The sequence below is a fragment of the Bifidobacterium tissieri genome (genome assembly GCF_002259645.1).
GTDB lineage: Bacteria > Actinomycetota > Actinomycetes > Actinomycetales > Bifidobacteriaceae > Galliscardovia > Galliscardovia tissieri.
Genome location: NZ_MWWV01000006.1, coordinates 221,819 through 245,564, shown reverse-complemented (window position 1 = coordinate 245,564; position 23,746 = coordinate 221,819). Strand labels below are relative to the sequence as shown.

Annotated in this window: 20 protein-coding genes and 1 tRNA gene; 5 read left to right on the top strand and 16 right to left on the bottom strand. The window is 61.7% G+C overall.

From position 1 onward, the window contains the following. Nucleotides 1-388: 388 nt before the first annotated feature. The 4 genes from BTIS_RS06225 to BTIS_RS06210 all read left to right on the top strand — a co-directional run bounded on the left by BTIS_RS06225 (nt 389) and on the right by BTIS_RS06210 (nt 5,606). On the top strand, nt 389-1,753 hold the full coding sequence (locus BTIS_RS06225; RefSeq protein WP_094663674.1) for an LCP family protein: 1,365 nt from the start codon (nt 389-391) through the stop codon (nt 1,751-1,753). A gap of 73 nt (nt 1,754-1,826) precedes the next feature. Next, nucleotides 1,827-3,179 (top strand): LCP family protein, encoded by a 1,353-nt coding sequence (locus tag BTIS_RS06220; protein WP_094663672.1) that lies wholly within the window; start codon nt 1,827-1,829, stop codon nt 3,177-3,179. 100 nt (nt 3,180-3,279) lie between these two features. Next, entirely contained in the window at nt 3,280-5,229 is a 1,950-nt protein-coding gene (locus BTIS_RS06215) for an FtsK/SpoIIIE domain-containing protein (RefSeq protein WP_158216854.1), read from the top strand. Nucleotides 5,230-5,327: 98 nt separating this feature from the next. Beyond that, complete coding sequence (locus BTIS_RS06210; protein WP_093961469.1) at nt 5,328-5,606, top strand: WhiB family transcriptional regulator; 279 nt, start codon at nt 5,328-5,330, stop codon at nt 5,604-5,606. 218 nt (nt 5,607-5,824) lie between these two features. Here the strand turns inward: BTIS_RS06210 and BTIS_RS06205 are convergent, their stop codons facing one another. Further along, nucleotides 5,825-7,306 carry a sensor histidine kinase gene (locus BTIS_RS06205; RefSeq protein WP_094663668.1) on the bottom strand — a complete coding sequence of 494 codons (1,482 nt, stop codon included), beginning with the start codon at nt 7,304-7,306 and terminating at the stop codon, nt 5,825-5,827. A gap of 221 nt (nt 7,307-7,527) precedes the next feature. Here BTIS_RS06205 and trhA point away from each other — a divergent pair, with 221 nt between their 5' ends. Beyond that, nucleotides 7,528-8,394 (top strand): PAQR family membrane homeostasis protein TrhA, encoded by an 867-nt coding sequence (trhA, locus tag BTIS_RS06200; protein ID WP_094663774.1) that lies wholly within the window; start codon nt 7,528-7,530, stop codon nt 8,392-8,394. 114 nt (nt 8,395-8,508) lie between these two features. On the opposite strand, the gene BTIS_RS06195 is transcribed toward trhA, so the two are convergent. The 15 genes from BTIS_RS06195 to BTIS_RS06125 all read right to left on the bottom strand — a co-directional run bounded on the left by BTIS_RS06195 (nt 8,509) and on the right by BTIS_RS06125 (nt 23,691). Continuing rightward, entirely contained in the window at nt 8,509-8,994 is a 486-nt protein-coding gene (locus BTIS_RS06195) for a GreA/GreB family elongation factor (protein WP_094663666.1), read from the bottom strand. 79 nt (nt 8,995-9,073) lie between these two features. Further along, complete coding sequence (locus tag BTIS_RS06190) at nt 9,074-9,484, bottom strand: FKBP-type peptidyl-prolyl cis-trans isomerase (RefSeq protein WP_094663664.1); 411 nt, start codon at nt 9,482-9,484, stop codon at nt 9,074-9,076. A gap of 146 nt (nt 9,485-9,630) precedes the next feature. After that, complete coding sequence (locus BTIS_RS06185) at nt 9,631-10,257, bottom strand: 4-hydroxybenzoate polyprenyltransferase (RefSeq protein WP_143248885.1); 627 nt, start codon at nt 10,255-10,257, stop codon at nt 9,631-9,633. Between the two features lie 144 nt (nt 10,258-10,401). Then, a tRNA-Leu gene (locus BTIS_RS06180) sits at nt 10,402-10,481 on the bottom strand. A gap of 85 nt (nt 10,482-10,566) precedes the next feature. After that, the gene (locus BTIS_RS06175) at nt 10,567-11,574 is read right to left on the bottom strand and encodes a Ppx/GppA phosphatase family protein (RefSeq protein WP_094663660.1); all 1,008 of its coding nucleotides are present in this window, start codon (nt 11,572-11,574) and stop codon (nt 10,567-10,569) included. Continuing rightward, nucleotides 11,571-12,209, bottom strand: coding sequence for a DUF501 domain-containing protein (locus tag BTIS_RS06170; protein ID WP_094663658.1), 639 nt, complete (start codon nt 12,207-12,209; stop codon nt 11,571-11,573). Before BTIS_RS06170 ends, BTIS_RS06175 begins: the two co-directional genes overlap by 4 nt. Next, complete coding sequence (locus tag BTIS_RS06165; RefSeq protein ID WP_245819335.1) at nt 12,206-12,709, bottom strand: FtsB family cell division protein; 504 nt, start codon at nt 12,707-12,709, stop codon at nt 12,206-12,208. Before BTIS_RS06165 ends, BTIS_RS06170 begins: the two co-directional genes overlap by 4 nt. A 254-nt stretch (nt 12,710-12,963) precedes the next feature. After that, the gene (gene eno / locus BTIS_RS06160) at nt 12,964-14,262 is read right to left on the bottom strand and encodes a phosphopyruvate hydratase (protein ID WP_094663654.1); all 1,299 of its coding nucleotides are present in this window, start codon (nt 14,260-14,262) and stop codon (nt 12,964-12,966) included. Then, nucleotides 14,249-15,844 carry a DHA2 family efflux MFS transporter permease subunit gene (locus BTIS_RS06155; protein WP_211279434.1) on the bottom strand — a complete coding sequence of 532 codons (1,596 nt, stop codon included), beginning with the start codon at nt 15,842-15,844 and terminating at the stop codon, nt 14,249-14,251. The genes eno and BTIS_RS06155 overlap by 14 nt, the downstream gene beginning before the upstream one ends. Continuing rightward, nucleotides 15,841-16,398, bottom strand: coding sequence for a MarR family winged helix-turn-helix transcriptional regulator (locus BTIS_RS06150; RefSeq protein ID WP_094663650.1), 558 nt, complete (start codon nt 16,396-16,398; stop codon nt 15,841-15,843). Before BTIS_RS06150 ends, BTIS_RS06155 begins: the two co-directional genes overlap by 4 nt. 117 nt (nt 16,399-16,515) lie before the next feature. After that, nucleotides 16,516-17,334, bottom strand: coding sequence for an aminotransferase class IV (locus BTIS_RS06145; RefSeq protein WP_094663648.1), 819 nt, complete (start codon nt 17,332-17,334; stop codon nt 16,516-16,518). Continuing rightward, nucleotides 17,327-18,931 carry an anthranilate synthase component I family protein gene (locus BTIS_RS06140; RefSeq protein WP_094663645.1) on the bottom strand — a complete coding sequence of 535 codons (1,605 nt, stop codon included), beginning with the start codon at nt 18,929-18,931 and terminating at the stop codon, nt 17,327-17,329. The genes BTIS_RS06145 and BTIS_RS06140 overlap by 8 nt, the downstream gene beginning before the upstream one ends. Continuing rightward, nucleotides 18,928-22,545 (bottom strand): transcription-repair coupling factor, encoded by a 3,618-nt coding sequence (mfd, locus tag BTIS_RS06135; protein WP_094663643.1) that lies wholly within the window; start codon nt 22,543-22,545, stop codon nt 18,928-18,930. The genes BTIS_RS06140 and mfd overlap by 4 nt, the downstream gene beginning before the upstream one ends. After that, nucleotides 22,535-23,134, bottom strand: a complete 600-nt coding sequence (pth, locus tag BTIS_RS06130) for an aminoacyl-tRNA hydrolase (protein WP_094663641.1) — start codon at nt 23,132-23,134, stop codon at nt 22,535-22,537. The genes mfd and pth overlap by 11 nt, the downstream gene beginning before the upstream one ends. Nucleotides 23,135-23,145: 11 nt before the next feature. Then, a complete protein-coding gene (locus BTIS_RS06125; protein WP_275542044.1) occupies nt 23,146-23,691 on the bottom strand; it encodes a GNAT family N-acetyltransferase in 546 nt (181 codons plus the stop codon). Nucleotides 23,692-23,746 lie beyond the last annotated feature (55 nt).

Sequence of the window (23,746 nt, the reverse complement as noted above, 5' to 3'; positions counted from 1 at the left end):
AAAAATGCCGTGCAATGTCCTCCGGTACGGAAGACATGGTAAATTACACACTTGTCACTCAGTTTTTGTCAAGTTTAAGGGGTGTCGTTACCAATAATATTGACTTGAAGTGGTAGAGCACATTGACTCGTGCAATGATCACCGGTACCTAATGGAAGGGTGTTGTAAACAATTCCCATTTTGGTACCGTATTGCCTGATGTGCGTCGAAAGATGAGTCTGTATATTACGGTCTCGACGGCTTTGCCGCACCCCCGTTGTTTTCATACACCCGGTAGAAAGGCGTTCCCGTGGCTTCACACCGCCCAAGCAGTTCCCGAGGCAGGTACTCCGCCCCAAATCTGGCGAATCACGGGGGCGCGCGACCGCTCCATTCTCTTGGATACACGGTGAGCCATAGACTCCGGACCACGATCGCGCTGGTTCTTGTGGCCATATTCACGTTCGTGGCCACGGCGACCGGAGCGACGGCGACCAATCTGTTCACGCTGATCAATGACAGCAAGACAGCGGTGCTCGGACAGGCGCACGTCAAGACCAATCAGGTCATCGATCCGAACGCCGGCAAGACCGTCAATATTCTCGTGCTCGGACAGGATACCCGTGAAGGCGAGGCGAACGCCGCGATCGGCGCCGGCGGATCGGCGACCGACCATCAGTCCGACACGGCGATGATCGTGCAGATCTCCGCCGACCGCAGCTTCATCAATATCGTGTCCATTCCACGTGACTCGATCGTGAACGCGCCGAGTTGCAACACCACCAACGGCACGGTGCCGGCACGGTACAACGTACAGTTCAACTCGATTTTCGCACTGGGCTATTCCACTGGAGGCGATGTGGCGTCTGCCGCCAGTTGCACGCTCAACGCGGTCAATTCGCTGACCGGCCTCGATATCTCGCAGTTCATCGTAGCCGATTTCGCTGGTTTGAGCTCCATGATCGACGCCGTCGGCGGCGTGGACATCTGTGTGAATCAGACCATGAAGGACGATACGACCGGCATCGATCTCACGCAGGGACTGCATCATCTCGATGGCGTGGCGGCCACACAGTATGCCCGTGTACGTCACGTGGGCGATGGCACCGACATCATGCGCACCACCCGACAGCAGTATCTGGTCAAATCGCTGCTGCGCGAGGCCTCCAGCAAGAATCTGTTCACCCAGACCAACCAGCTGTATCAGCTGGCCACCGCCGGCATTCAGTCGCTGAAGATGAGCGATGGTCTGGCCGATGCCGGCGTACTCGTGGGCCTGGGTGCCGCGCTTAAGGATCTCGACACCGCGAAGATCTACGCCCAGACCGTTCCCGTGACCGAATGGTCGCGCGATCGCAATCGCGTGGTGTGGACGAAGGATGCTGACAGCCTGTGGAAGAAGCTCGCCGACGACAAGCCTCTGACGCTCACCGACGACTCCGATTCGGATGATTCCACCACCGGCGACTCCGCAGATTCGTCGTCAAGCGCCGCGCCTTCCGAGTCCCCCTCCGAATCCGACGCCCCCTCGGCTTCGCCTGAGCAGTCGAATTCCGCATCATCGTCCCCCTCCGACACCGCAAGCGCCGATTCCACGCCGGATCCGAAGACCGGTCTGATCACCAAGGCCGACGGCACGCTGGTCGATCCGAATACCGGAGGCATCGTCGATCCAAACACCGGAACCATTCGTGATCCCGTCACCAGTCAGGCCATCGGCATAGCCGACGCCTATGTGAACAGCACGTTCTGTGCCGTTACTGAGAAGGAATGACCTTCTCCGGCCTCAGGCCGGACATTATGCGTCATAGTCAGGTGAGCACATCGTCCACCACGAGAGGAGATCCATGAACGGCACGCCGGAAAACACGCCCCCGAGTTTCATACCCTCCGGGTCGCCGCGTCGCCGTTCCGCTCCGTCCCCGTCCCCGGCGCAGCCGGAGTCCTTCCAACCACGCCGAAGCGCGCCTCGTCATATCGAGCAGGCCAGCGAACCGGCCATCGAACCGATGAACGCCCCGGCCGCACCTCCGAGCTTCTCCCCAGCCGGTTCCGCTCGGCGTGCGGAGCCCCGTTCCCTGTCGGGTTCGGGAAATCACGCTTCCGCTTCGGGCTCCGTCTCGTTCGACCGCGGAGCGCATTCCCGGCTCTCGTCGGCGGCATCGAAACCGGTCACGAACCATTCCCGCGGCACACGACAGTTCGATCGCTCCTCGCTGCGTGGCTTCGGCCATCGACATGCCGGGACTGCCGTCGTCCATCGGTTCCGTCACCGTGCGCTCGCGGTACTGGCAGCGTTGTTGGTCATCCTACTGATCGCCGTATTCGGACTTGTCCACTGGGTTGACGGACAGCTCACCCACAAGAACATGCTGTCATCCATGACCAATACGCCCGCGACCACATGGCTGATTCTTGGCTCCGACGAGCGCGATGGCACCGCCGGCACCGGCACCGAACAGGACGTCCCCGGATCACGAACCGATTCGATTCTGGTGCTCACCCGTCCCAAGAGCGGAACCAGCTCCCTGATCTCTATCCCGCGTGACTCCTACGTGACCGTGGATGGACAGGACATGAAGATCAATGCGGTGGCCACGCTAAAGGGCTATTCCGCGCTGGTCACCCAGGTGGAGAGCATTACGGGCATGAAGATCGACCACGTGGTGCAGATCGGCTTTGGTGGCGTGGAGAAGGTCGTCGACGCGATCGGCGGCGTGGAGCTGTGCTACGACCGTACCGTGAACGACGCCAACTCCGGTCTGGTATGGGAGGCAGGCTGCCATCAGGCGGACGGAGGCACCGCGCTGGCATTCTCCCGTATGCGGTATTCGGATCCGACCGGAGACATCGGCCGAGCCGCGCGACAGCGTCAGGTCATCGCCGCAGTGGCGAAAAAGGCCGGATCCCCCGCAGTGCTCACCAATCCCTCAACCGTCAGCAAGCTCATGAAGGCAGGGCTGTCATCCCTGACCGTCGACGAGAAGACCGGAGCCTTCGACCTGTTCGGCATGGCGACCGCATTCAAGGCCGCGACGGGAACCAAGGGCGTAACCGGTAGCGTGTACTACAAGAGCAGCGACTATTATCCGAAGTCCGGCATCGGTTCGACGGTACTCTTGGATGATTCCCGTAATACCGAACTGTTCGACCAGCTGGAGGCCGGTACCCACGACGCCGGTACGGTGGGCGGAATGTAAATCCCAGTCATCCCATCCGACTCCACCCGGCCCATCCACATCGACGCACATTGTGCGCTGCCCCTTGCGCTGGCCGTCAGGCGCGGTTCACACTCGGGGCATGACTACCTCACGAACAACACGAGCCGGCTCTCGCACAGCAGGAGGCGATGGCTCGGGATTGCTGCTGCTGTCCATGATCGCGCCCGTCGCCGGACAGGCAATGATGCTGGTGATGATGATCATCGAACGTCGTTGGATGTTCGTAGGGCTTATCGTTCCCGGCCTCATTGGATGTCTGGCTTCGGCACTGGCCAACATCGCCATGCGTCGGCGTGCGCGGTCCAATGCGCAGACCGACGCAGGCGGCGTATCATCCGGAGGTGCGCTTCCCGGTGGTGTGGCCGGCGCATCGTCAGATGAGCGAGACACCGAAGCGGCCCGGCAATGCGCCGCAATCCACATGGAGCTGGAGGAGCTGCTCGACATCGATGCCGGAGATGTCCCATCCGCGTGGAAGGGCATGGCCCGACAATGGGAGCGCGCCCGCTCCGCACAGGATAAGGGTGATCGTCGGACGATCACGTCGCTGCACACCGTACCGGTGGGTGTCACGCCGACCGGCGTATTCTCGATCAACATGCCGAAGCAGGGACCGCACGCACTGGTAGCCGGTACCACAGGATCGGGAAAATCGGTGCTGCTGGAATCATGGTGTCTCTCGCTGGCCAGCCGATTCCCGCCGTCCATGCTCAACTTCGTGTTCCTGGATTTCAAGGGTGGTTCGGCATTCCGTGTGCTGCACCGACTGCCCCACACCGTGGGCTTCGTTTCGGACCTTGATCTCAAGCACGCCGTACGGGCACTGCGTTCCATGGAATTGGAGCTCAAACGTCGTGAGATGATCGTCTCCCGCGCGCATGTGGCGGATGTCAATGAGTTGAGGCATCCTCCCGCGCGCATCGTAGTGGTCATCGATGAGTTCCATGCCCTGAAACGGCAGCTTCCCGACTATCTCACCCAACTGACGGCGCTGGCCGCGCTGGGGCGTTCCCTCGGCATGCATCTTATCGCCTGTACGCAGAATCCCCTTGGCCAGGTCAGCAGTGAGATGAAGGCGAACATCGGGCTCAACATCTGTCTCCGGGTACGTGACCCCCTGCAGTCGTCCGAGCTGCTCGGGTCGAAAGCCGCCGCTCTGATCAGTCCGCAGGCACCGGGTACCGCATTCGCCTATGGCGGCGAGGAACGGGAGGCATTCCGATGCGCGGTGCCGGCCTCCAGCGAAGTCCTGACCCGCGGAGGACAGTGGGCGTGCCGATTCCTTGGCGAGCAGGCCCCTCCCCCACTGTTCTCCCCGCCGCTGCCTCAACGTCTTGAGGCGCCAGCCATGAACGATGTCACAGAAGCTCCCGATGCACCGATGATCATCGGCGTCGCCGATACCGGAGTCACGCTCGAACCGTTCTGTCTGCCGTTGGATCTCGGCAATATCGCGATCATCGGATCCGGCCCACGAGGCAAGACCACCGCGCTCATGGCCATGGCGAGAGCGCTGCTGCCACGACATGGCGTCGAGGTCATGCTGACCCGAAAGACCGCCGACGGCTATGTAACCGAGCATCCGTCGACGGGCACGATCATTGGCGACGCCACGCGTTACGCGACAGGCTTGGCGGAGGAATCGGCAGACCCGACCGGCCAGAAGCCCCGGACGCCGAACGCCGATTCCTCTCCGAAGCGGATCTGGCTCGTCGACGATGCCGACGAACTGCTCGATCCGCTGGGACGAGGTCCGGACCATGACGAATTCCATAACGCACTCGCCGATCCGCATCGTGTCGTGGTGTTCACCTTGAGCGCATCACGACACCTGAGGTTCCCCGATCACTGTGGTATACGACTGGTATTCCCTACGGGCGACCGGGCCATCGACATGATGGCAGGCATCCCCTCGCAGGCGCTGTCGCAGTTCGACGGCGACGACGTACGCATCCCGGGGCGCGCCGTACTGCTCGTGCAGGGCTCCGCCACGCCGGTACAGTGCCATGACTGCGACCCAATCTGGTGAATCTTGCGTCCAGTTGCGGAAAACCCTTGAAAAATCGTGGTATTCGTGGTTTGCTCATACATGAGAGTTTTGTATTTCGTTTGGGATCGAGGACACTTATGAGCAGTGCATATGATTGGCGCGCAAAGGCCGCTTGCCGTGACAAGGATCCGGAGCTGTTCTTCCCTGTAGGCAACACCGGTGCCGCCTACCAGCAGATCGAAGAGGCTAAGGCCGTCTGCCGTACCTGCAAGGTCATTGACGCCTGCCTGAAATGCGCCATGGACACCAACCAAGACTACGGCGTGTGGGGCGGTCTAAGCGAGGACGAACGTCGCGCGCTCAAGCGTCGCGCCATGCGTGCCCGTCGTTCAGCCGCCCTGCAGATGCAGGCCTGATGTCGTTCCGGCCTTACGGTCTAATCCGGCATACGTCGTACCGATAACCGTATATGACAAAGGTGCCTGCGTGATTCATCGACCAATCTGGTCTGATCACGCAGGCACCTTTGTCATATGCAAGTCGTATACGGAGTGTGCACGTGGCCGTGACCTATTTCAGTCATGATCAGCCACGCACACTCCCCTATTGCATCACCTGCATCACCGCACGTTCATCACTGGGCGGCACGCAGCTTCATGTCAAGCACCACACGAGTACCACCGTCACGCCGCGGCTCCCACCGTACCGAACCACCGAAATCGTTCTTCACGAACGTGTTGATGATCTGTGTGCCCAATCCCGAGCCGCTGGAGCACGCCATGCCCTGATCGGATTCCGACGTATAGCCGATGCCATCATCCTCCACCACGATGTTGAGGCTGCTTCCTCCACGGCCCACGGAGATCCACACATTGCCTTCGGTACGCCCCTGGAAACCATGTTCCACGGCGTTGGTGACCAGCTCGGTGAGCACCAGCGACAGCGGGGTCGCATCCTGGGCCGGCATCATGCCGAACTTGCCCAGATAGGAGATGCGAATGTGCTGGTCCTTGCTGGTGGCCAGATCAACACTCATGCGCAGCAGGTCGGCGATCACCTTGTCGAAGTCGACGATTTCGTCGGCGGTCTGGCTCAGCCCCTCGTGCACCACGGCGATGGTCTCCACACGACGCATGGCCTCCTCCAGCTCGGACTTGACCTCGGGGGACTTGGTGCGGCGGGCCTGCAGACGCAACAGGGCGGACACGGCCTGCAGATTGTTCTTCACACGGTGGTGAATCTCGGCGATGGCAGCATCCTTGGTCTCCAGCTCCTTCTCACGACGACGAACCTCGGTGACGTCGCGGCACAGCACCACGGCACCAGTGCGACCATGCGGTCCGAAGAACGGCAGGGAACGCAGGGACACCGTGGAACGGTTCGCGTTGATCTCCGAATCGACGGCGGCCTTGCCGGCGAGCACCAGCGGCAGAGTCTCCGGAAGCATGTCATTCTCGTGAATCAGGGACGTGCCGATCTGGGACAGCGACTGCCCCTCCATGACGTCGACGGATCCCAGTCGGCGGAAGCAGCTGATCGCATTCGGCGATGCGTATTCCACGATGCCGTCCTCGCTGAGGACGATGAACCCATCGGATACACGGGCATTGTGACGCTGATTGAGGATGGCGTCACGATACGGGAATGTTCCCGCGGGAATCATCTCGAAGAGATTCTTGCCGGCTGCGATGCTTTCCGATTCGTATCGACCGTTGAGCATGCGGGTGGCCATGTTGGTCTCGCGAACCACCACGCCCAGCACCTTGCCCTCGCGCCGAACCGGCGCATAAACATCGCATACCGTGGTGTTGCCCACGGCACGATAGTGATCAAGTCGTGAGATCTTCTGCTCGGTCATGGCCTTGGAGATCGCACGGGCATCCTCACCCTCGATCGTCGATCCGACCATATCCTCGAATCGTACGGACATCACCGTGGAGGGACGGCACTGTCCTGCCACAATATACTGTCCGTTCGCGCCGGGCAGCACCAGTAGCAGGTCGGCGAAGCTCAGGTCGGCGATGACCTGCCAGTCGGCCACAAGATGATGTAGCCATTCGCGATCCGCATCATTGAAATCCGGATTGTTCGCTACAAGATGTGAAAAATCAACCATGGTTCTTATGCTAGCGGGTAGTCGGGGGAAAACGGGGGCCGACACGGCTCCAATACTGTTCCGCCGCATATCGGATGTCGGCATTGACACGATAGCTACGGTAGCGTAAGTTACGGTAACGTAAGCGATGCGAAAGGATACCCATGACCAGAAAGAGACGCTCCGCATCAAGGCGGCCGGCAGCGACGATCGTCAAGCCGCGGAAGGTGTCCGGCAACCGCATGGCTCCGACCAACGACCTTCCCGGTCCGGCGCAACTGGAGCGCACCCGCAAGGCGGTGCGCGAGGCATACCTTCAGGAGCGTCAGGCCAAGGCCGATGAGGTGCGTGCACGCGCGCGAGCCAAGGCCGACCGCGTCATCGCCAAGGGAGAGCTCAAGGCCCAGCGCATCATGGACAAGGCACACGGCATACACAAGATCCGTCTTGACGTGCACGGACGTCCAAAGCCTGCGATGCGCGGCTGGATCCATGCCTGTGCCACGCCACTGGCACTGGCCGCAGGCATCGTACTCATCTGCCTATCCCCCACAGCATCACTCAAATGGGCGTGCGCGGCATTCATGGCGTGCTCGCTGATCCTGTTCGGCAATTCCGCGATCTACCATCTTGGCGACTGGTCGCCCAAGGTCACCGACGTGCTGCGGCGCATCGACCATGTGAATATCTTCCTGCTTATCGCCGGCACATACACGCCGGTCTCATTCGCGCTCGAACCCTTCTGGAGGAACCTGATCCTCATCAGCATCTGGTCTTGCACGCTGGTGGCCCTGCTCATCCATGTGGTGTGGATCTCGGCGCCACGCTGGCTGTATACCATCGTGTACATCATCTTCGGCGTCTCCGGGGCCGCATTCCTCGGCTTCTTCTGGGAATCCCCCTTCGCGGGTCCCGTGGTGGTGTGGCTTATCGTCGCCGGCGGCATCTGCTATATCGCAGGAGCCATAGTCTATGGACTGCGCAAACCGGACCCGTGGCCCAAGGTCTTCGGCTTCCACGAGATCTTCCACTGCGGCACCGTCGCCGGATACGCCTGCCATATGGTCGCCATCTATTTCGTCATCGTCAGCATCATGCTGGGGCAATGACCGCATCGTTCCCCGGGGCTATGCTCCGTGGAACGCGAATGGTCCGTCCCCTATTCATAAGGGAACGGACCATTCGCGATTCAGGTCAGCGTTGCCGTACAACGTCTGCTGGAATCACTCATCACCGAGCGGCTTGGCGCTCTTGATGGTCACCTTGATCTCACGGCCGTTGGGAGCCTTGTAGCTCACCGTGTCACCCACGCTGGCACCCATGACTGCGGCGCCGATCGGGGACTCGGGGCTGATGATGTCGTAGTCGGTGGCGGCAGACAGATCGTGCGCGCCGAGCACATAGACCATCTCGTTACCCATCAGGTCGAGCGTGATCAGCGATCCGTTGCCGACCGTGCCTTCCGGCGGTGCCTGCAGGATCTTCGCATCGCGGAGCTTGACAGTGAGCTCCTCGATACGTCCCTGATTCTTGCGCTGGGCTTCGCGTGCGGCCTGATAGCCACCGTTCTCGCTCAGATCGCCTTCGGCACGAGCTGCGGCCACCTTGGCGATGATCTCATCGTGCAGCTTGCCCTCACGGTACTGCAGCTCCTCCTGGAGCTTGTCGTATGCCTCCTGCGTCAGCAGCAGGACCTTGTCGTCTGCCATTTGTGAATCCTCCTGGATCACCTTGAATATTTCGAATTCAGCCGACGCTCCTCATTCCCACCGAGGCGCGTCCGGCACGTCATCGAGTGGAGATGATGTCGATGACGAAGACCAGCGTGTCACCGCCGCCGATGCCGGCCTGCGGAACGCCACGGGAGCCGTAGCCGTATTCCGGCGGGATGGACACCACCAGACGAGAGCCGACGTTGTGGCCCGGAACGGTCTGGTCCCAGCCCTTGATGACCTGGCCGACGCCGATGCCGAAGCTGGCCGGCGTGTGGCGCTCGAAGCTGGAGTCGAACGGGGCCTGCTTGCCCCACACCACACCGTGGTAGTTCACGGTCACGGTATCGCCCTTGCGCACCACGGGGCCATCACCCTCGATGATCTCAACGCTCTTGAGGCCCTTGGGCGCGGTCTCCGTCGGGAATTCGATCTCGGGCTTGGCACCGAACTCGGCGTTCACCTTGGGCATCGTCGAATCGCTCATCTGTCACTCCTTATACGAATATGTGAACATGCCCGCCCGATATACGGACGAGCATGGCATATAACCGTCAAAAGTATACGCAATCGAAGACAGTTTCAAGCTCCGGATCAGAAAACGTTCCGCAGGATCGACACCGGCGCGAACGATCAGTACAGCATGGCGTAGAAACGCCACAGATAGAACGCGCCCAGCAATGCGACCAGTACCAGTACGATTCCGATGACGATGGCCAGCGTCCGGCGCCTGGCAAGACGTTCGGCGAACAGCGATGCACACAGATACGAGACCAATCCGACGATCACGCAATTGAATACGATGGCATACAGGTCTCCCCGGGAAATCGGATCGATCCCGGCCGGTTCCAGCACCGAATTGATGAACGTGGGATACAGCAGACCTCCCCAGATGCCGAAAGCGATGGCGCCGATCACGGCATAGCAGATAGGGGCGCGACGTTCGGCGAAATTATGCGAGAGGTTGTCGGCCAGCCACAGAAAGGCAAAACCAAGAATCACCATGAACAGCACGGCAAGCATGCAGGCCACGGCGATCCAGGGGACCAGGGCGAACGCACCGGATGCCATGCTGATGATCAATGGTGCACAGATGATCTCGCATACGCACATCACGCCGGCAGCCACAATGGCCTGCGTGAGCATGATGGGCAGGGTCGGGGCTTCCGTGGAGACCGGCCCGGTCGAACGTGGGACGTTCGTCGACGTCTTCGATGATTGCGCTGATACCTGTGAATTGGTTTCATTCTGTCGAGTCATGCGCATCATAGTGCCACGCATTTCGAAAAACCAGGTTACGAGACGCGTGATTATGATCACGCCACCGTCGGTTGGCGTGCGATGTATCGCGCTATGTCACAGTAATACACTACGTCACAGCAATACGCGGCAAAAGAGAATACGTGCCCCCGGTGGGACTCGAACCCACAAGCCGAAGCGGCTGATTTTAAGTCAGCTGCGTATACCGATTCCGCCACGGGGGCATGCCGGCAAAAAGCCGACTTGGCTATTATGCCACGAACCGGGACGGGAACGCACCCGTCCCGAAAAGTCACCGCGCAGAAATCATCATGCGGACAGCGTCCTGCGACCGAGATCAAGAACGATGCCGTCGAGCAGACCATGCTCGCTGGTCACATAGGAGTTGAGTACACGATGGGCGCGCGTGCGCACCGCATCGCCGATACGGTTGAGCACGCAATTCCATACCAGTGCGCCGCCGCCGATCACATCGATACGGCCGGGGTGGATCACCGGATATTCGTGTCGTTCGGCGCGGGTCATGGTCAGCACCTTGTCGCAGGTGGAGCATGCGTCGGCGAATCCGATCACCGCACCGTCCACGGCATCACGATCGTAGTCCTTCAGGCCAAGCGCGATGCCGGTCATGGTGGTGACCGTCCCGGACACGCCGATCAGCGTGCCGGTCTTCCACGCCGGAACCTTGTCGAACGCCTCGTCGATATGCTCGTTGATATCCGCCACGGCCTGCTTGATTTCATCCCGCGTGGGCGGGTCGCTCAACAGATGCCGCTCGCTCATACGCACCGAACCGATGTTCATGGAGAACGCGGCGGCGACCCTATCAGTCGGCACATCCGTACCGTCACCGCCAATGACCATCTCGGTGGAACCTCCGCCGAGATCGATGACGGTATACGGGGCAGGCGGCAGCTGATCGCCGAACTGGGTATGCAGCACCGACGTGGCACCAAGAAAACTGAGTCGTGCCTCCTCCGTGCCCGGAATCACATCGGGACGTACCCCAAGGCGCTTCTCCACCTCGTTCTCGAACTCCTCCCGGTTCTCCGCGTCGCGCGTGGCCGATGTTGCCACGAAGCGCAACGCGTCCACCGGATGCTCCTTCAGCACCGCGGCGAACTCATCAATCGCCCGGTAGGTGCGTTCCAACGCATCATCGGCGAATCGATGGGTCTTGTCAACATCCTGTCCCAGCCTCACCACGCGCATGATACGGGGAACCTCGACGCTCATGCCGCGCTCTCCCACACGGGCGATCATCAGACGGATCGAATTCGTGCCGCAGTCAATGCCGGCAACCCGTACATCGCTCATCGTGCATCATCCCTTTCTATGGTCGCGTCCGAATGGTCCTCGGCATTCGCTTCTTCGTCGTCGACAACGCCATAGGGCACCGAACACCGGCATACGGACGGATCAAACTGCGCCTTGACACGTCGCAGTACGTCATCGGCAATGGGATTCACTCCCCAGCCCATCACCAGCGCCTGACCGGTCAACGCGTGCAGACACTTGACGCGCACCGGCATGCCGCCGGCGCTGATGCCGGCGATATGACTTTCGTCATCACCCAGACGCTCCGCAAGCTGATGGCGGAACTCAAGATACATCTCATGGGCGCGTTCGTATGCGGCTTTCACCTCAGGCTCCTCCTGAACCCGACGCGTATACTCGGTCATATCGCCGTCCGCCTCCAACCGGGACACCGCCTTCACCGCCTCGGGAGAGGTGAGATAGCAAGTAGTGGGGAACGGGATCCGCTGTTCGACCAGAGGCCGGGTGATCACCGCCAGAGGATTGCCGCAGACGCAACGGGCGCCCACCGCGACCATGCCACGGGGGAATCGTCCCAGCTGACGCTGCACCACATCCACGTCTCGCTGGTCGAGACCATGGCTCAGACGCTCCTGCAGAATCTCCGTCACCTTGCGGATATCGTCGTTGTTCATTGACCTTCCTTCGTAGTGTTAGCCGTGCTGTTGGAGCCGGTGTTTCCTGTGGTGCCGTCGCCACTCGAGCCGGAGGATTCGGAGGATGGGGTCTCCGACGCATCGCCGGCGCTCTTCGTGGTGTCCTTGTCCGCCTTGCCGAACGACGAGAACATGTCCTTGTACCAGGGACGCGTCTGCTCCGTGTCCGACGGAGTGGACGCCGTATCGTTCCCCGTGGCGGCATCTCCGGTCACGGCCTCGGGATGAAGCACACGTACCGAACGCTCACCGGGGAAGACGAATCCCAGACGCTCACGGGCCTGGGCCGTGACATAGGCGTCATCGTCCCAGCGTTTGATATCGTTCTCAAGCTCGGCCTTTTTCGCGACCAGAGTCGCCTCCTGATTACGCAACGAATTCAACTCGGCCAGATTCAACGCATACGTATGGAACGTGGACAGCAGCTGAATGGATCCAAGGATCACGATGATCACGGCGATGAAGAACGTTAACGGCATGGCGGAAGAGCGAACGGCTCCCTGCTGCCCTTTGGATGTCGTCTTCCTGTTCGCGGTCCCTGTGGCCTTTGGAGATTTCCCGTTTCTAACGGTGTTGCTCCCTTTTCCTCCGCGAGAGGTTTTTTTGACACCCGGTTTGATCATATCTATGAAAATACCCGCCGCATTCGACTAGAAATGCGACGGGTATGCGCTATACGCTAACGCCTATTCGGACATGTCGCCGACAGGCGTCAGGACGCCGAAGAACTCGCTCAGGCAGCGATGTACTTCTTGCAGGCCTTGAAGGCGCTGTAGCCGGCGTACTGAGCGGTGGAGCCGAGCTCCTCCTCGATCTCGAGCAGGCGGTTGTACTTGGCAACGCGCTCGCCACGGGCCGGAGCACCGGTCTTGATCTGACGGGTGTTCTTGGCGACGGCCAGATCGGAGATGGTGGTGTCCGGGGTCTCGCCGGAACGGTGGGAGACCATGGAGGTGAAGCCGTTGGCGGTGGCCAGCTCGATGGCGTCGAGGGTCTCGGTGACGGAACCGATCTGGTTCAGCTTGACCAGCAGAGAGTTGGCGGCACCCAGATCGATGCCCTTCTGCAGACGCTTCGGGTTGGTGACCAGCAGGTCGTCGCCGACGAACTGCAGACGATCGCCGAGCTTAGCGGTGATCTTGGCCCAGTCTTCCCAGCCTTCTTCCTGGTACGGATCCTCGATGGAGACGATCGGGTACTCGTCGATGAGCTGCTCGTAGAAGTCGAGCATGTACTCGGCGTCACGGTCGTCGCCCTCGAAGTGATACTTGCCGGTCTCCTTGTTGTAGAACTCGGAGGAGGCAACGTCGAGGCAGATGCCGATCTGCTTGCCGGGCTCGTAGCCGGCGGCGGAGATGGCGTCGACGATGTAGTTCAGGGAGTCCTTGTTGGACTTCAGCTTCGGAGCGAAGCCGCCCTCATCGCCGAGGCCGGTGTTCAGACCTTCCTTCTTCAGGACGTTCTTCAGGGTGTGGTAGACCTCGACGCCTGCACGCAGAGCCTCGTGGAAGGTATCGAAACCGTACGGGGAGATCATGTACTCCTGAATGTCGGTGGCGAAGTCGGCGTGGGCACCACCGTTCATGATGTTCATGTTCGGAACCGGCAGGATGTGGCCGTTGGTGCCGCCGATGTAGCGGTACAGCGGCAGTTCGGCGGACTCAGCGGAGGCGTACAGGGCGGCCAGGGAGACGCCGAGGATGGCGTTGGCGCCCAGACGGCCCTTGTTCGGGGTGCCGTCGAGCTCGATCATCAGGTCGTCGAGAGCACGCTGGTCGGAGGCGTCCATACCGATGACCTTCGGAGCGATCTCTTCGTTGACGGCCTTGACCGCGTTCAGAACGCCCTTGCCGCCGTAGACGGACTTGTCGCCGTCGCGACGCTCCCAAGCCTCGGCTTCACCGGTGGAGGCACCGGAGGGAACGAGGCCCAGACCCTGAGCGCCATCCTCGGTGTCGAGGACGACCTCGACGGTCGGGTTGCCGCGGGAATCGAGAATCTGACGCGCGTAAACGCTTTCAATAGCTGCCACAACTACTCCTTAAGACAAATATGTTGTGCTGACGAACACCAAGCGTAATGCCTTTTATGGACGAAGGGCAATGTTTCGTCGGAACGATTTCCAAAATACGGCGTGGCGTCATATTGCGTTTACCCCATCCATGGGCGCGCTCACGCGTCGACCTCGCGCAATTCCACATTGCGATCGCTGACCTTGCCATGATCAACGCGACGATCAGACCGACGACGGCAAGACCGACGAACACTGCCATGGAACGCGCAAACGCCTGCAGATACGCCGCATTCCCATTGATACCATCGGATGTCGCCTGCGCCGCGAACTCGGTGATCAGCGTACTGGCAACCGCCGTGCCGATAGCGCCGGCGAGCTGCTGCACCGTATTGAGCACGGCCGATCCGTCGGCGTTCAACCGCATGGGCAACTGGTTGAGCGTATGGGTCTGGTCGGGAACGAGCACGAAGCTCGCACCGCCCATGAACAGCAGGTAAAACGCCGCCACGGCCCAGATGGACCCGGCCATCATCAGTGCGACGTTCACCACGGCGAGCGCCACGAATCCGCAGATGATGAACTTGGGAGGATAGTGCTTTTTGAGCAACGATCCGATCAGCGGTGCCCCGATGGCCCCGGCGACGGCTCCGGGCAGAAGGACCAGCGCGGATGCCATGCTGGTTTCGCCGTAGCCGCGTTGCAGCAGGATCGGCAGCAGGAAGTTCACCCCGAGCACGCTTCCGCTGCTCATGAGGATGATAAGAATGCCGAGTGTGAATCCGGGATGGGTGAAGGTACGTACCTCAACCAGGGGCCGTTCCATGTGCAGCTGCATGCGGGCGAATACGGCGAGCGCGATGATCGCCACGGCGAGCGTGGCCCAGACCCGCCAGTCGCCGTTCCATTCGGAGAAGAAGCTGACGGCCACGATGATGCCGCTGAGTCCGATGGCGGCGAGCAACAGCGATGGGATGCTGATGGTTCCGCGCTCCCCTTTGCGGATATCCGGAACCGTGGTGATGCCGAGCGAGAACGATATCGCAAGGAATGGCAGCATGATGATGAAGATCCAGTGCCAGTTGAGATATTCCATGACGACACCGCCGAAGACCGGTCCGATGGCCGGTGCCGCGCAGGTGACGAGGCTGACGAGTCCGAGCATCATGCCGCGCTGGGCGAATGGCGCCTTGTCGAGGATGATCGTGGTCAGCAGGGGCAGGGAGATACCGGTGCCAAGTGCCATGACGAGTCGCGCGGCGAGCAGCATGGGGAAGTTGATCGCCATGGCACCGAGCAGCGTTCCCGCCGAGAAGACGATGACGGCGACGGCGAAGAGCGCTTTGGTCGGGAATCGTCGCACGAGGAACGGCGAGCTGGGTATAGCCACGGCGAGCAGCAGCAGGTAGCCGGTGGTGAGCCATTGCACGATCGCCGCGGAGATGGAGAACTCCTCCATGAGTGCCGAGTAGGCGATGTTGAGGGAGGTTTCGGAGAGAATGCCGAGGAAGGTGAGCAGCGCAAGGGCCACTACGGTGACGATCAACGTGCCGCCTACGGCGCGTTGCGGTTGTTCGGAAACGTTTGGCTTGGTTTCGGTCATCGGTTGGTTCCTTTGCTGTCGCTGTCGGGTCCGTTGGTCTTGTCGCGTTGGATGAGGTCGGCGTACATGAGTCGCAGAGCTGTGTTCAATGTGTCTACCGTGGTGTTGCATTGGTCGACGGCGAGTGGGGCGAGCACGTGCATGAGATGTGCGTGGTACTGCTCGACGTACGTGCGCCGGCATGTCATTCCCTGCTTGGTGAGCGTGAGCGTCACTGCTCGGCGGTCGTCGGCGGTCGCGTGTTTTTCCACGAGGCCGAGTCTGACGAGTTCATTGACGAGTTTGGTGACGCTGGGCGTGGTGACGTCGAGGAAGGCGCTGACGTCGCCGACACGTGCGACGGCGGTGTGCTGCCCCGATGGTTCGTTGATGTGCCATATGGCGTCGATCACATGGACGTGGCGCGGTTTCATGCCCTTCGGCAGGCTGGGCAGCAGCTCGGTGATGCGCTTTGCCTTCCAGCAGGCGTCGAGCAATCTGCGCACGTCTTCGACGTTCAGTGCTCCGCCGCCGGTCTTCTCCGCCGGAGAATCATTCGGTTCGTTGTCGGACATACGATCAATATCCTTACTATTGATAATTACGAAGAGTCATTACCAATGATAAGTATATAGGCGTTCACGACATGAGATACGAAACAGCCGGTGAGCCAGCACCGGCGGCAATGAGTGTCAGCGCCCAAACAGCCCGTACGGACTGACGGAGAATCGCGCCTCGCCAAGAACGGCGACCGGACGCACGCCCATCAATGAGTTCGTGGCGTAGCATGCGTCGAATCCAGCCAGATCATCAGGACGAATATGCATTTCCACCGCGTGGTGCATCTCGCACACGCGCTGGCGCACGGTCCCCGGAAGCAATCCGCACTCGACGGCCGGCGTATACCAACGGTTGTCCCTGACGAAGAACAGATTGGCATTGGTGGCCTCGCACACCTCGCCGCGGGAGTTGAGGAACACCGCCCCGTCGAGTCCCAGATCGTGCGCCTTGCGGAATTCGAGGATGTTGTCGCCTTGATTGAGGGTCTTGTGGTACGTGAACAATGAACGCTCGTTGCGCCGAGTCGTGCACCATCCAAGATGCAGCGCACGGTCGGGGCCCCAATCGTCATAGGGGTTCTCCCGGTTCGTGATCACCGTGTTCGCCTCGGAGAGGATGATCTTGACCACGGCGGACGCCGCACCCTCCAGATCGGCTTCATGCAGGTACTCGCCAAGGGTCCATCGCAGATCATCATCGCTGGGAACGTCGATGCCCAATGCCTCCGCGCCCTTGCGCAACCGGTTCAGATGACGGTCAAGCATCATGATCCGACCGGACCGCAGTGCCATGGTCTCGAATACACCGAGACCGAACTGGTATCCCTCATCCAGTGCGATCGTTCGGCGCTTAGGTCCGCTTTCGGGTTCGCTCGTCGATGTGACGTCGCTTTCCGTCGTTGTTTCCGCAGGTTCCTCAGGCTGCCGATCGGCAGTGTTCGATTCAGTCATGCCATCCCTTTCGCGTGTCGCACCCCAAGGCGGACAGGAGGGCCTCGGTTTTCTGCATGGCCTCGTCGTATTCGAAGTCAGGATCCGAATCGAGGGTCACTCCCCCACCACCGCCGATACTATACGCACCGCCGACAGCGGCGTTCCCCTGATGTATCGCCATACGAATCAGAATGCTCAGATCACAGTCGCCCGACGCATCGATGTACCCCAGACTTCCAGTATAGGCGCCACGGGCGCTGTGCTCATACCGATCGATCAGCGTCATGGCGCTGTGCTTCGGAGCTCCGGTGATCGACCCTCCCGGGCTCAGTGCAGCCAGCACATCAGCAATCGTACGCCCCGGCGAAACGTCCGCCTCCACGGTAGAGACCAGATGGAACACGTGCGGATATGCTTCAAGTTCGGCGAAGCCGGTGGTCGACACCGTCCCCGGCATGGCGATGCGACTCAGATCGTTACGTTCCAGATCGGTGATCATGAGCAGTTCGCTACGATCCTTGAACGAATGCTCGAGCTCACCGCGCAGACGATCGTCCTCCGCAACGTCTCGACCTCTCGGCCGAGTGCCCTTGATCGGCTGGGTGACGACATGCCCTCCCCGGCTTTCCAGAAATCGTTCCGGAGAGGAACTGATGATCTGCCAGTCCCCGGCGTCGAGGTAAGCCATGAACGGTGACGGGTTATCGGATCGCAGTCGGTTGAACATGACCGGAGGCGCGATGAGGCTCCTGACGCGCAGACGCAGCGAATAGTTCGTCACGTAGATGTCCCCGTCACGCATGCGCCCGCACAGGGCCCTGATGCCTTCGCAGTAGGATGCGCGGTCATGGTCGGACGACCAGCCGGCAATGGTCGTGCCATGGCCGTCACGGCGCGGAACGGCACCAGGCATGATGCCGTCCATCATGTCATGGACCGATGGCACGCCGGTCGCGGTCCCGCGTTGGCGTCTACGAGAGTTCCAACGTTCGATGATGCGCTCGGCACCACCGGGCATACGATGGTGGGAGACCAGCGTAACCGTGCCGGCGAGCATGTCCTCAATGAGGATGTCGTCGAACCACCACCAGGCGGCATCGGGAATCGCCGACCGGGAGTGACGCGACCGGATACCCTCGCGACGCAGCCCGTCATCATACGACATGAATCCCATGACGCCGTCGGCCAACGGCAGGCGCTCGCCGGTGACGGGATCCGATGCCACCGGCGCGGCCATATCGGCGGATCGGCCGGAGCGTCCGGACAGCCATTCCCCCAGCAGGGCGAGGGCGTCGCCCTCCACGGTTGCGCAGCGCCAACGCCCATCAGCCGCCAACGATTCATCCCGCACCCGGTCTCCGATCTGCAGAAGACGACGGTAGGGATGCAGGCCAAGCATCGTATACCGTCCGCCACGGGCGGAATGCAACAGCATCATGGCACCGCGCCCGTCGGCGGACATCGTCTCGGCGAGCGCGTCGGCCATGTCGGCCACCGGATGACATGGCAGCGGTGTCACGCTCGGGGCACTCGGACCGTAGGCATCGGAGACGCTGACTGCCGTAGCGGATGAGTTCGACGCGGTTGTGCCCATCGCGTCATCCATGCCGGTCATGCCTTGGGAGCCTTGGACGCCTTGGCGGCCTCGGCTGCCTTGGCCGGCCGATGCTTCCACGACAGGTCGTCGAGCAGCTGGTTGACCCAGTCAAGCACGGCCTGCGAGTCCATCGGCCCCGAGCCCATCGATCCCTGGAACGGAGTGGCGATGAGATACTGGTGGGTGACGGGTCGATACTGCAATCCCTTGTATATGCGGGCCATGCGCATCGCCACGGATTCGGGAGGATCGATTTTGCCGACGCGTACGTTACGCCCCTGGGTCACGATCTCCTCAAGTCCCATGTCGCGGGCGCGGGCGCGCAGACGGGCCACGGCGAAGAGCGTGTCGAGCTGGGTGGGGGGTGTGCCGTAACGGTCGGTGAGCTCCTCGCGCAGTTCACGGAAATCGTTCTCGTCACGCGCGGCGGCCATCTTGCGGTAGGCCTCGAGTCGGAGCTTGTCGGAGTCGATGTACTCCTCGGGGATCGACGCGTCCACCGGCAGGTCGACGGTCACGGACACCGGCTCCTTGCGGTCGGGTTCCTTGTACTCCTCCACCGCTTCGGAGACCATGCGCACATACAGGTCGAATCCGACTCCCTCGATGTGCCCGGACTGCTCGCCGCCCAGCAGGTTGCCGGTGCCTCGCAGTTCAAGGTCCTTCATGGCCACGTCGTAGCCGGATCCCAGGGCGGTGTTCTGTGCGATGGTTGAGAGACGGTCATGCGCCGTCTGCGTCATCGTCTTGGACGGGTCGTACAGGAAGTACGCGTAGGCGCGTTCACGCCCTCGGCCCACGCGTCCGCGCAGCTGGTGCAGCTGTGAGAGTCCGAAACGGTCGGCGTGATCCACGATCAGCGTGTTCGCATTGGAGATGTCAAGTCCGGTCTCGATGATCGTGGTGCACAGCAGCACGTCGATGTCGCGATGCCAGAAGTCACGGATCACCGCATCAAGCTGTTTCTCGCCCATCTTGCCGTGGGCGATGCCGATGTTCGCCTCGGGCACGAGCTCCTTGAGATGCGCGGCGAGTCGCTCGATGCCGTCCACGCGGTTATGCACGTAGAACACCTGTCCGCCGCGCAATAGTTCTCGGCGGATGGCGGCGGTGACCTGTGCGTCCTCGTAGGCGCCCACATAGGTGAGCACCGGCAGACGGTCCTCGGGGGGCGTGGCGAGGGTGGACATCTCGCGGATGCCGGTGATCGCCATCTCCAGCGTTCTGGGGATAGGCGTGGCGGACAGGCTCAGCACGTCAACGTTCGTGCGCAGAGCCTTGAGCGCCTCCTTGTGTTCCACGCCGAAGCGCTGCTCCTCGTCGATGATCACCAATCCCAGATCCTTGAACCGGATCTTGGGGCTGAGCAGCTTGTGCGTGCCGATCACCACGTCCACGGTTCCGTCGGCCAGTCCCTCGGTGGTCTCCTTGAGCTGCTTGGCGGTCTGGAAGCGGCTCATGGCGGCCACGTTCACGGGGAATCCCTCGAACCGTTCGGTGAAGGTCTCGTAATGCTGCTGCACCAGCAGCGTGGTGGGGACGAGCACGGCCACCTGCTTGGAATCCTGCACGGCCTTGAACGCGGCACGCAAGGCGATCTCCGTCTTGCCGAAGCCCACGTCACCGCAGATCAGACGGTCCATCGGCACGGGCTTCTCCATGTCGGCCTTCACCTCGTCGATGGTGGTGAGCTGATCGGCGGTCTCCTGATATGGGAAGGCGTCCTCGAGCTCCTTCTGCCACGGCGTGTCCGGACTGAACGCGAATCCCTTCGCGCTCTGGCGAGCCGAGTAGAGCTTCACCAGATCCTGGGCGATCCGCTTGACGTGCTTGCGGGCCTTCTCCTTGGTGGCCGCCCAGTCCGAACCGCCGAGCTTGTTGAGCTTGGGCACATCCGCGCCCACGTATTTGCTGACCTTGTCGAGCTGGTCCGTGGGGATGAACAACCGGTCCGGCGGGGCGCCGCGCTTGCTCGGCGCATATTCCACGACCAGATACTCCCGCTGCGAACGGGCCTTGCCGGCACCGATCGTACGTTGTTTCATTTCGACGAAACGTCCGATGCCATGCTGGTCGTGCACCACGTAGTCGCCGGGCTTGAGCTCCATGAGGTCGATGGCCTTGCGACGACGCTTGGGGGTTTTGGCCTGGGCCGCCACGCCGGACTTTCCGGTCAGGTCGCGTTCGGTGAGCAACGCCACGCCGGCCGCCTCATCGACGAATCCGTCCACCGCGCATGACGGTACATAGTCGACGCGGGCTATGCCCGCCATGTCGAGCGCCCGTCGCAGACGGGACAGTGTGCCCTTGGCGGCGGCGGTGACCGTGACCGCCATGCCGCGGTCGAGCAGTCCTTCCACACCTGCCGTGGCCCGTGATTCGACGCCGCGGTATTCCTCGGGGGCGTCGGCGGCGAGCTGTACGTACCCGTCGCGCGAATCGTCGACCTTGAAATCGGTGAGCTGCCACACCTGACGTTCGGAGACGACCAGGGATCGTACGGCATCGTCGTAGTCGATGAAGCTGGCTTCGTCGAAGCTGATCGGAGCTCCCGCGCCGCCTCCGGAAGCGGCGACGTGCCAGCTGGCGGCGAGGAATTCGTCGGCCGTCTTGTTGAGATCCTCTCCGGCCCTTCGCAGGCGTTCGGGATCGCAGAGCATGATCACCGATCGTTTGGGCAGCAGCGACGGCACCGGGGTCAGATCGTCCACGAGCGCCGGCAGCAGCGACTCCATGCCTTCGACGGGGATGGACTGGGCGATCGATTCGAGCATATCCGCGGCGGCGGGAATCCGCCCGATCAGCGTCTTGGCGCGCGTCTTCACCGCGTCGGTAAGTTGCAACTCACGGCATGGCGTGGCCCAGACGGCGGGCACGTCATCGCCGTAGGTGCGCTGGTCCGATGCATGGAATTCACGGATCGTGTCGATCTCATCGCCGAAGAACTCGATGCGCACCGGATGCGCGACGGTGGGCGGAAACACGTCGAGGATGCCGCCACGGACGGCGAACTCCCCTCGGTCCATGACCAGTTCCGTACGGGTATAGGCGTTCTGGATCAGCCGGCGCACGGCATCGTCAAGCGACAGCTCCTCTCCAGGGCGGAACACCAGCGGTTCCACATCGCCCAATCCCGCCACCACGGGCTGGATCAGCGAGCGCACCGGCATGACGAGGATGCGGATGGGGCCGAACATTCCGTGCCCCGACTGCGGGTGAGCGAGTCGGCGGAATACTGCCATGCGACCGGCGACGGTATCGCTGCGCGGCGAGAGTCGCTCATGCGGCAGCGTCTCCCATGCCCGAAGCACGGCGATGTCATTCGGATCGCCGGCATACCATGACCGCAATGACTGCGCGGTCTCCTCCGCATCACGGCCGGAGGGGACCACCATGACCACGGTCCGCCGCTCATCATCGGACCGATCGGCGTCCGCGGCGCAAACGGCAGCGGCAAGCGCCGGTCGGATGCCAAGAGGGGCGCCGATGGTCAACCGGGGTTCAAGGGCCGCGGCAGAACCGGCGTCCTCTCCCCCATTCACGACATCGGCGAATCCCCGGTCGCCGGCAAGACCGGCGAGCAGCGGGGCGAGCGTGCCGTCGATCGTGCCGGCCGAACGCTTATCGGCCATTGAACTTCTCCTGGGCGTGGCGCAGACCGTCGATGATGATCGTCTCGGCGGCGTCGGCACCGTCGGCGAGGAACTCGGGAAGCTGCTTGCGCTGCTGCGGCGAGAAGCCGCCGAGCACCCAGTTGACCGTGTTGTCGTGCGCATGAGGGCCACGCTGGGCATGGCCGACGCCCAGTCGGACGCGGGAGTACTTGTTGGTGTCCAAAGATCGGTCGATGGATTTGATGCCGTTGTGTCCGCCGGCCGAACCGCCGGCCTTGACCTTGATGCGGCCGAAGTCGAGGTCCATGTCGTCGTGGATCACCACGATGTGCTCGGCCGGGATGTCGTAGTAGGCGCTGATCGACGACACGGCGTTGCCGGATTCGTTCATGTAGGTCAGTGGCTTGGCGAGGAAGAATTTGACCCGCCGCCCGCCGAGCGACATGAAGCCCTTGCCGAGCTTCGCGAGTCCCTTGTGGTCGGACAGACTCACCGACCATCGTTCGGCGAGCACGTCGGCGCACATGAAGCCCATGTTGTGTCGCGTGCCTTCATACTTCGATCCGGGATTGCCCAGTCCTACGATCAGCCAGAAATCGGATGCCATCATTCCCCCTGTCAGTTGCCGTCGGTCGTGTCTTCGGTCGAGTCCGCCGCGTTGTCGTCGGCGTGTGTGTCAAGATTCCTGTACCAGTACGCCACGTCGAGCAGACGCGTGCCGTTGCAGCATGCGGCAGGCAGGTACCCATAGCGTTCGAAACCGAACTTGTGCATGAGCGCGGTGGAGCCGACGTTGTCGGCGAACACCACGCATACGGCGATGCGGAACCCGATGCGGGTCGCCGCCTTGACCAGCCAGTCGACCAGCATGGTGCCGAGCCCCTGCCGTGCATACGCCTTGTCCACGTAGTAGCTGAATTCGGTGATATCGGAGTATCCCGCGCGGGCATGGTATTTCGACAGTGACGCGAATCCGGCGACCTTGCCATCGACCTCGATGACGACGACCGGATACTGGTTGCGTGGATTGTGCGAGTACACCCATTCACGCCGCTGGTCGAGATTACGCGGGGTGAGATCGGCGGTGCTGCCGCCGACGACGACCGCCATGTTGTAGATGCGGGTGATATCGCTCAGATCATCGTCCACGGCGTCGCGGATCACGATGGTCCGACCATGGGAATACGTAGTGGAATAGGTCTCATTCAATAACTGCACG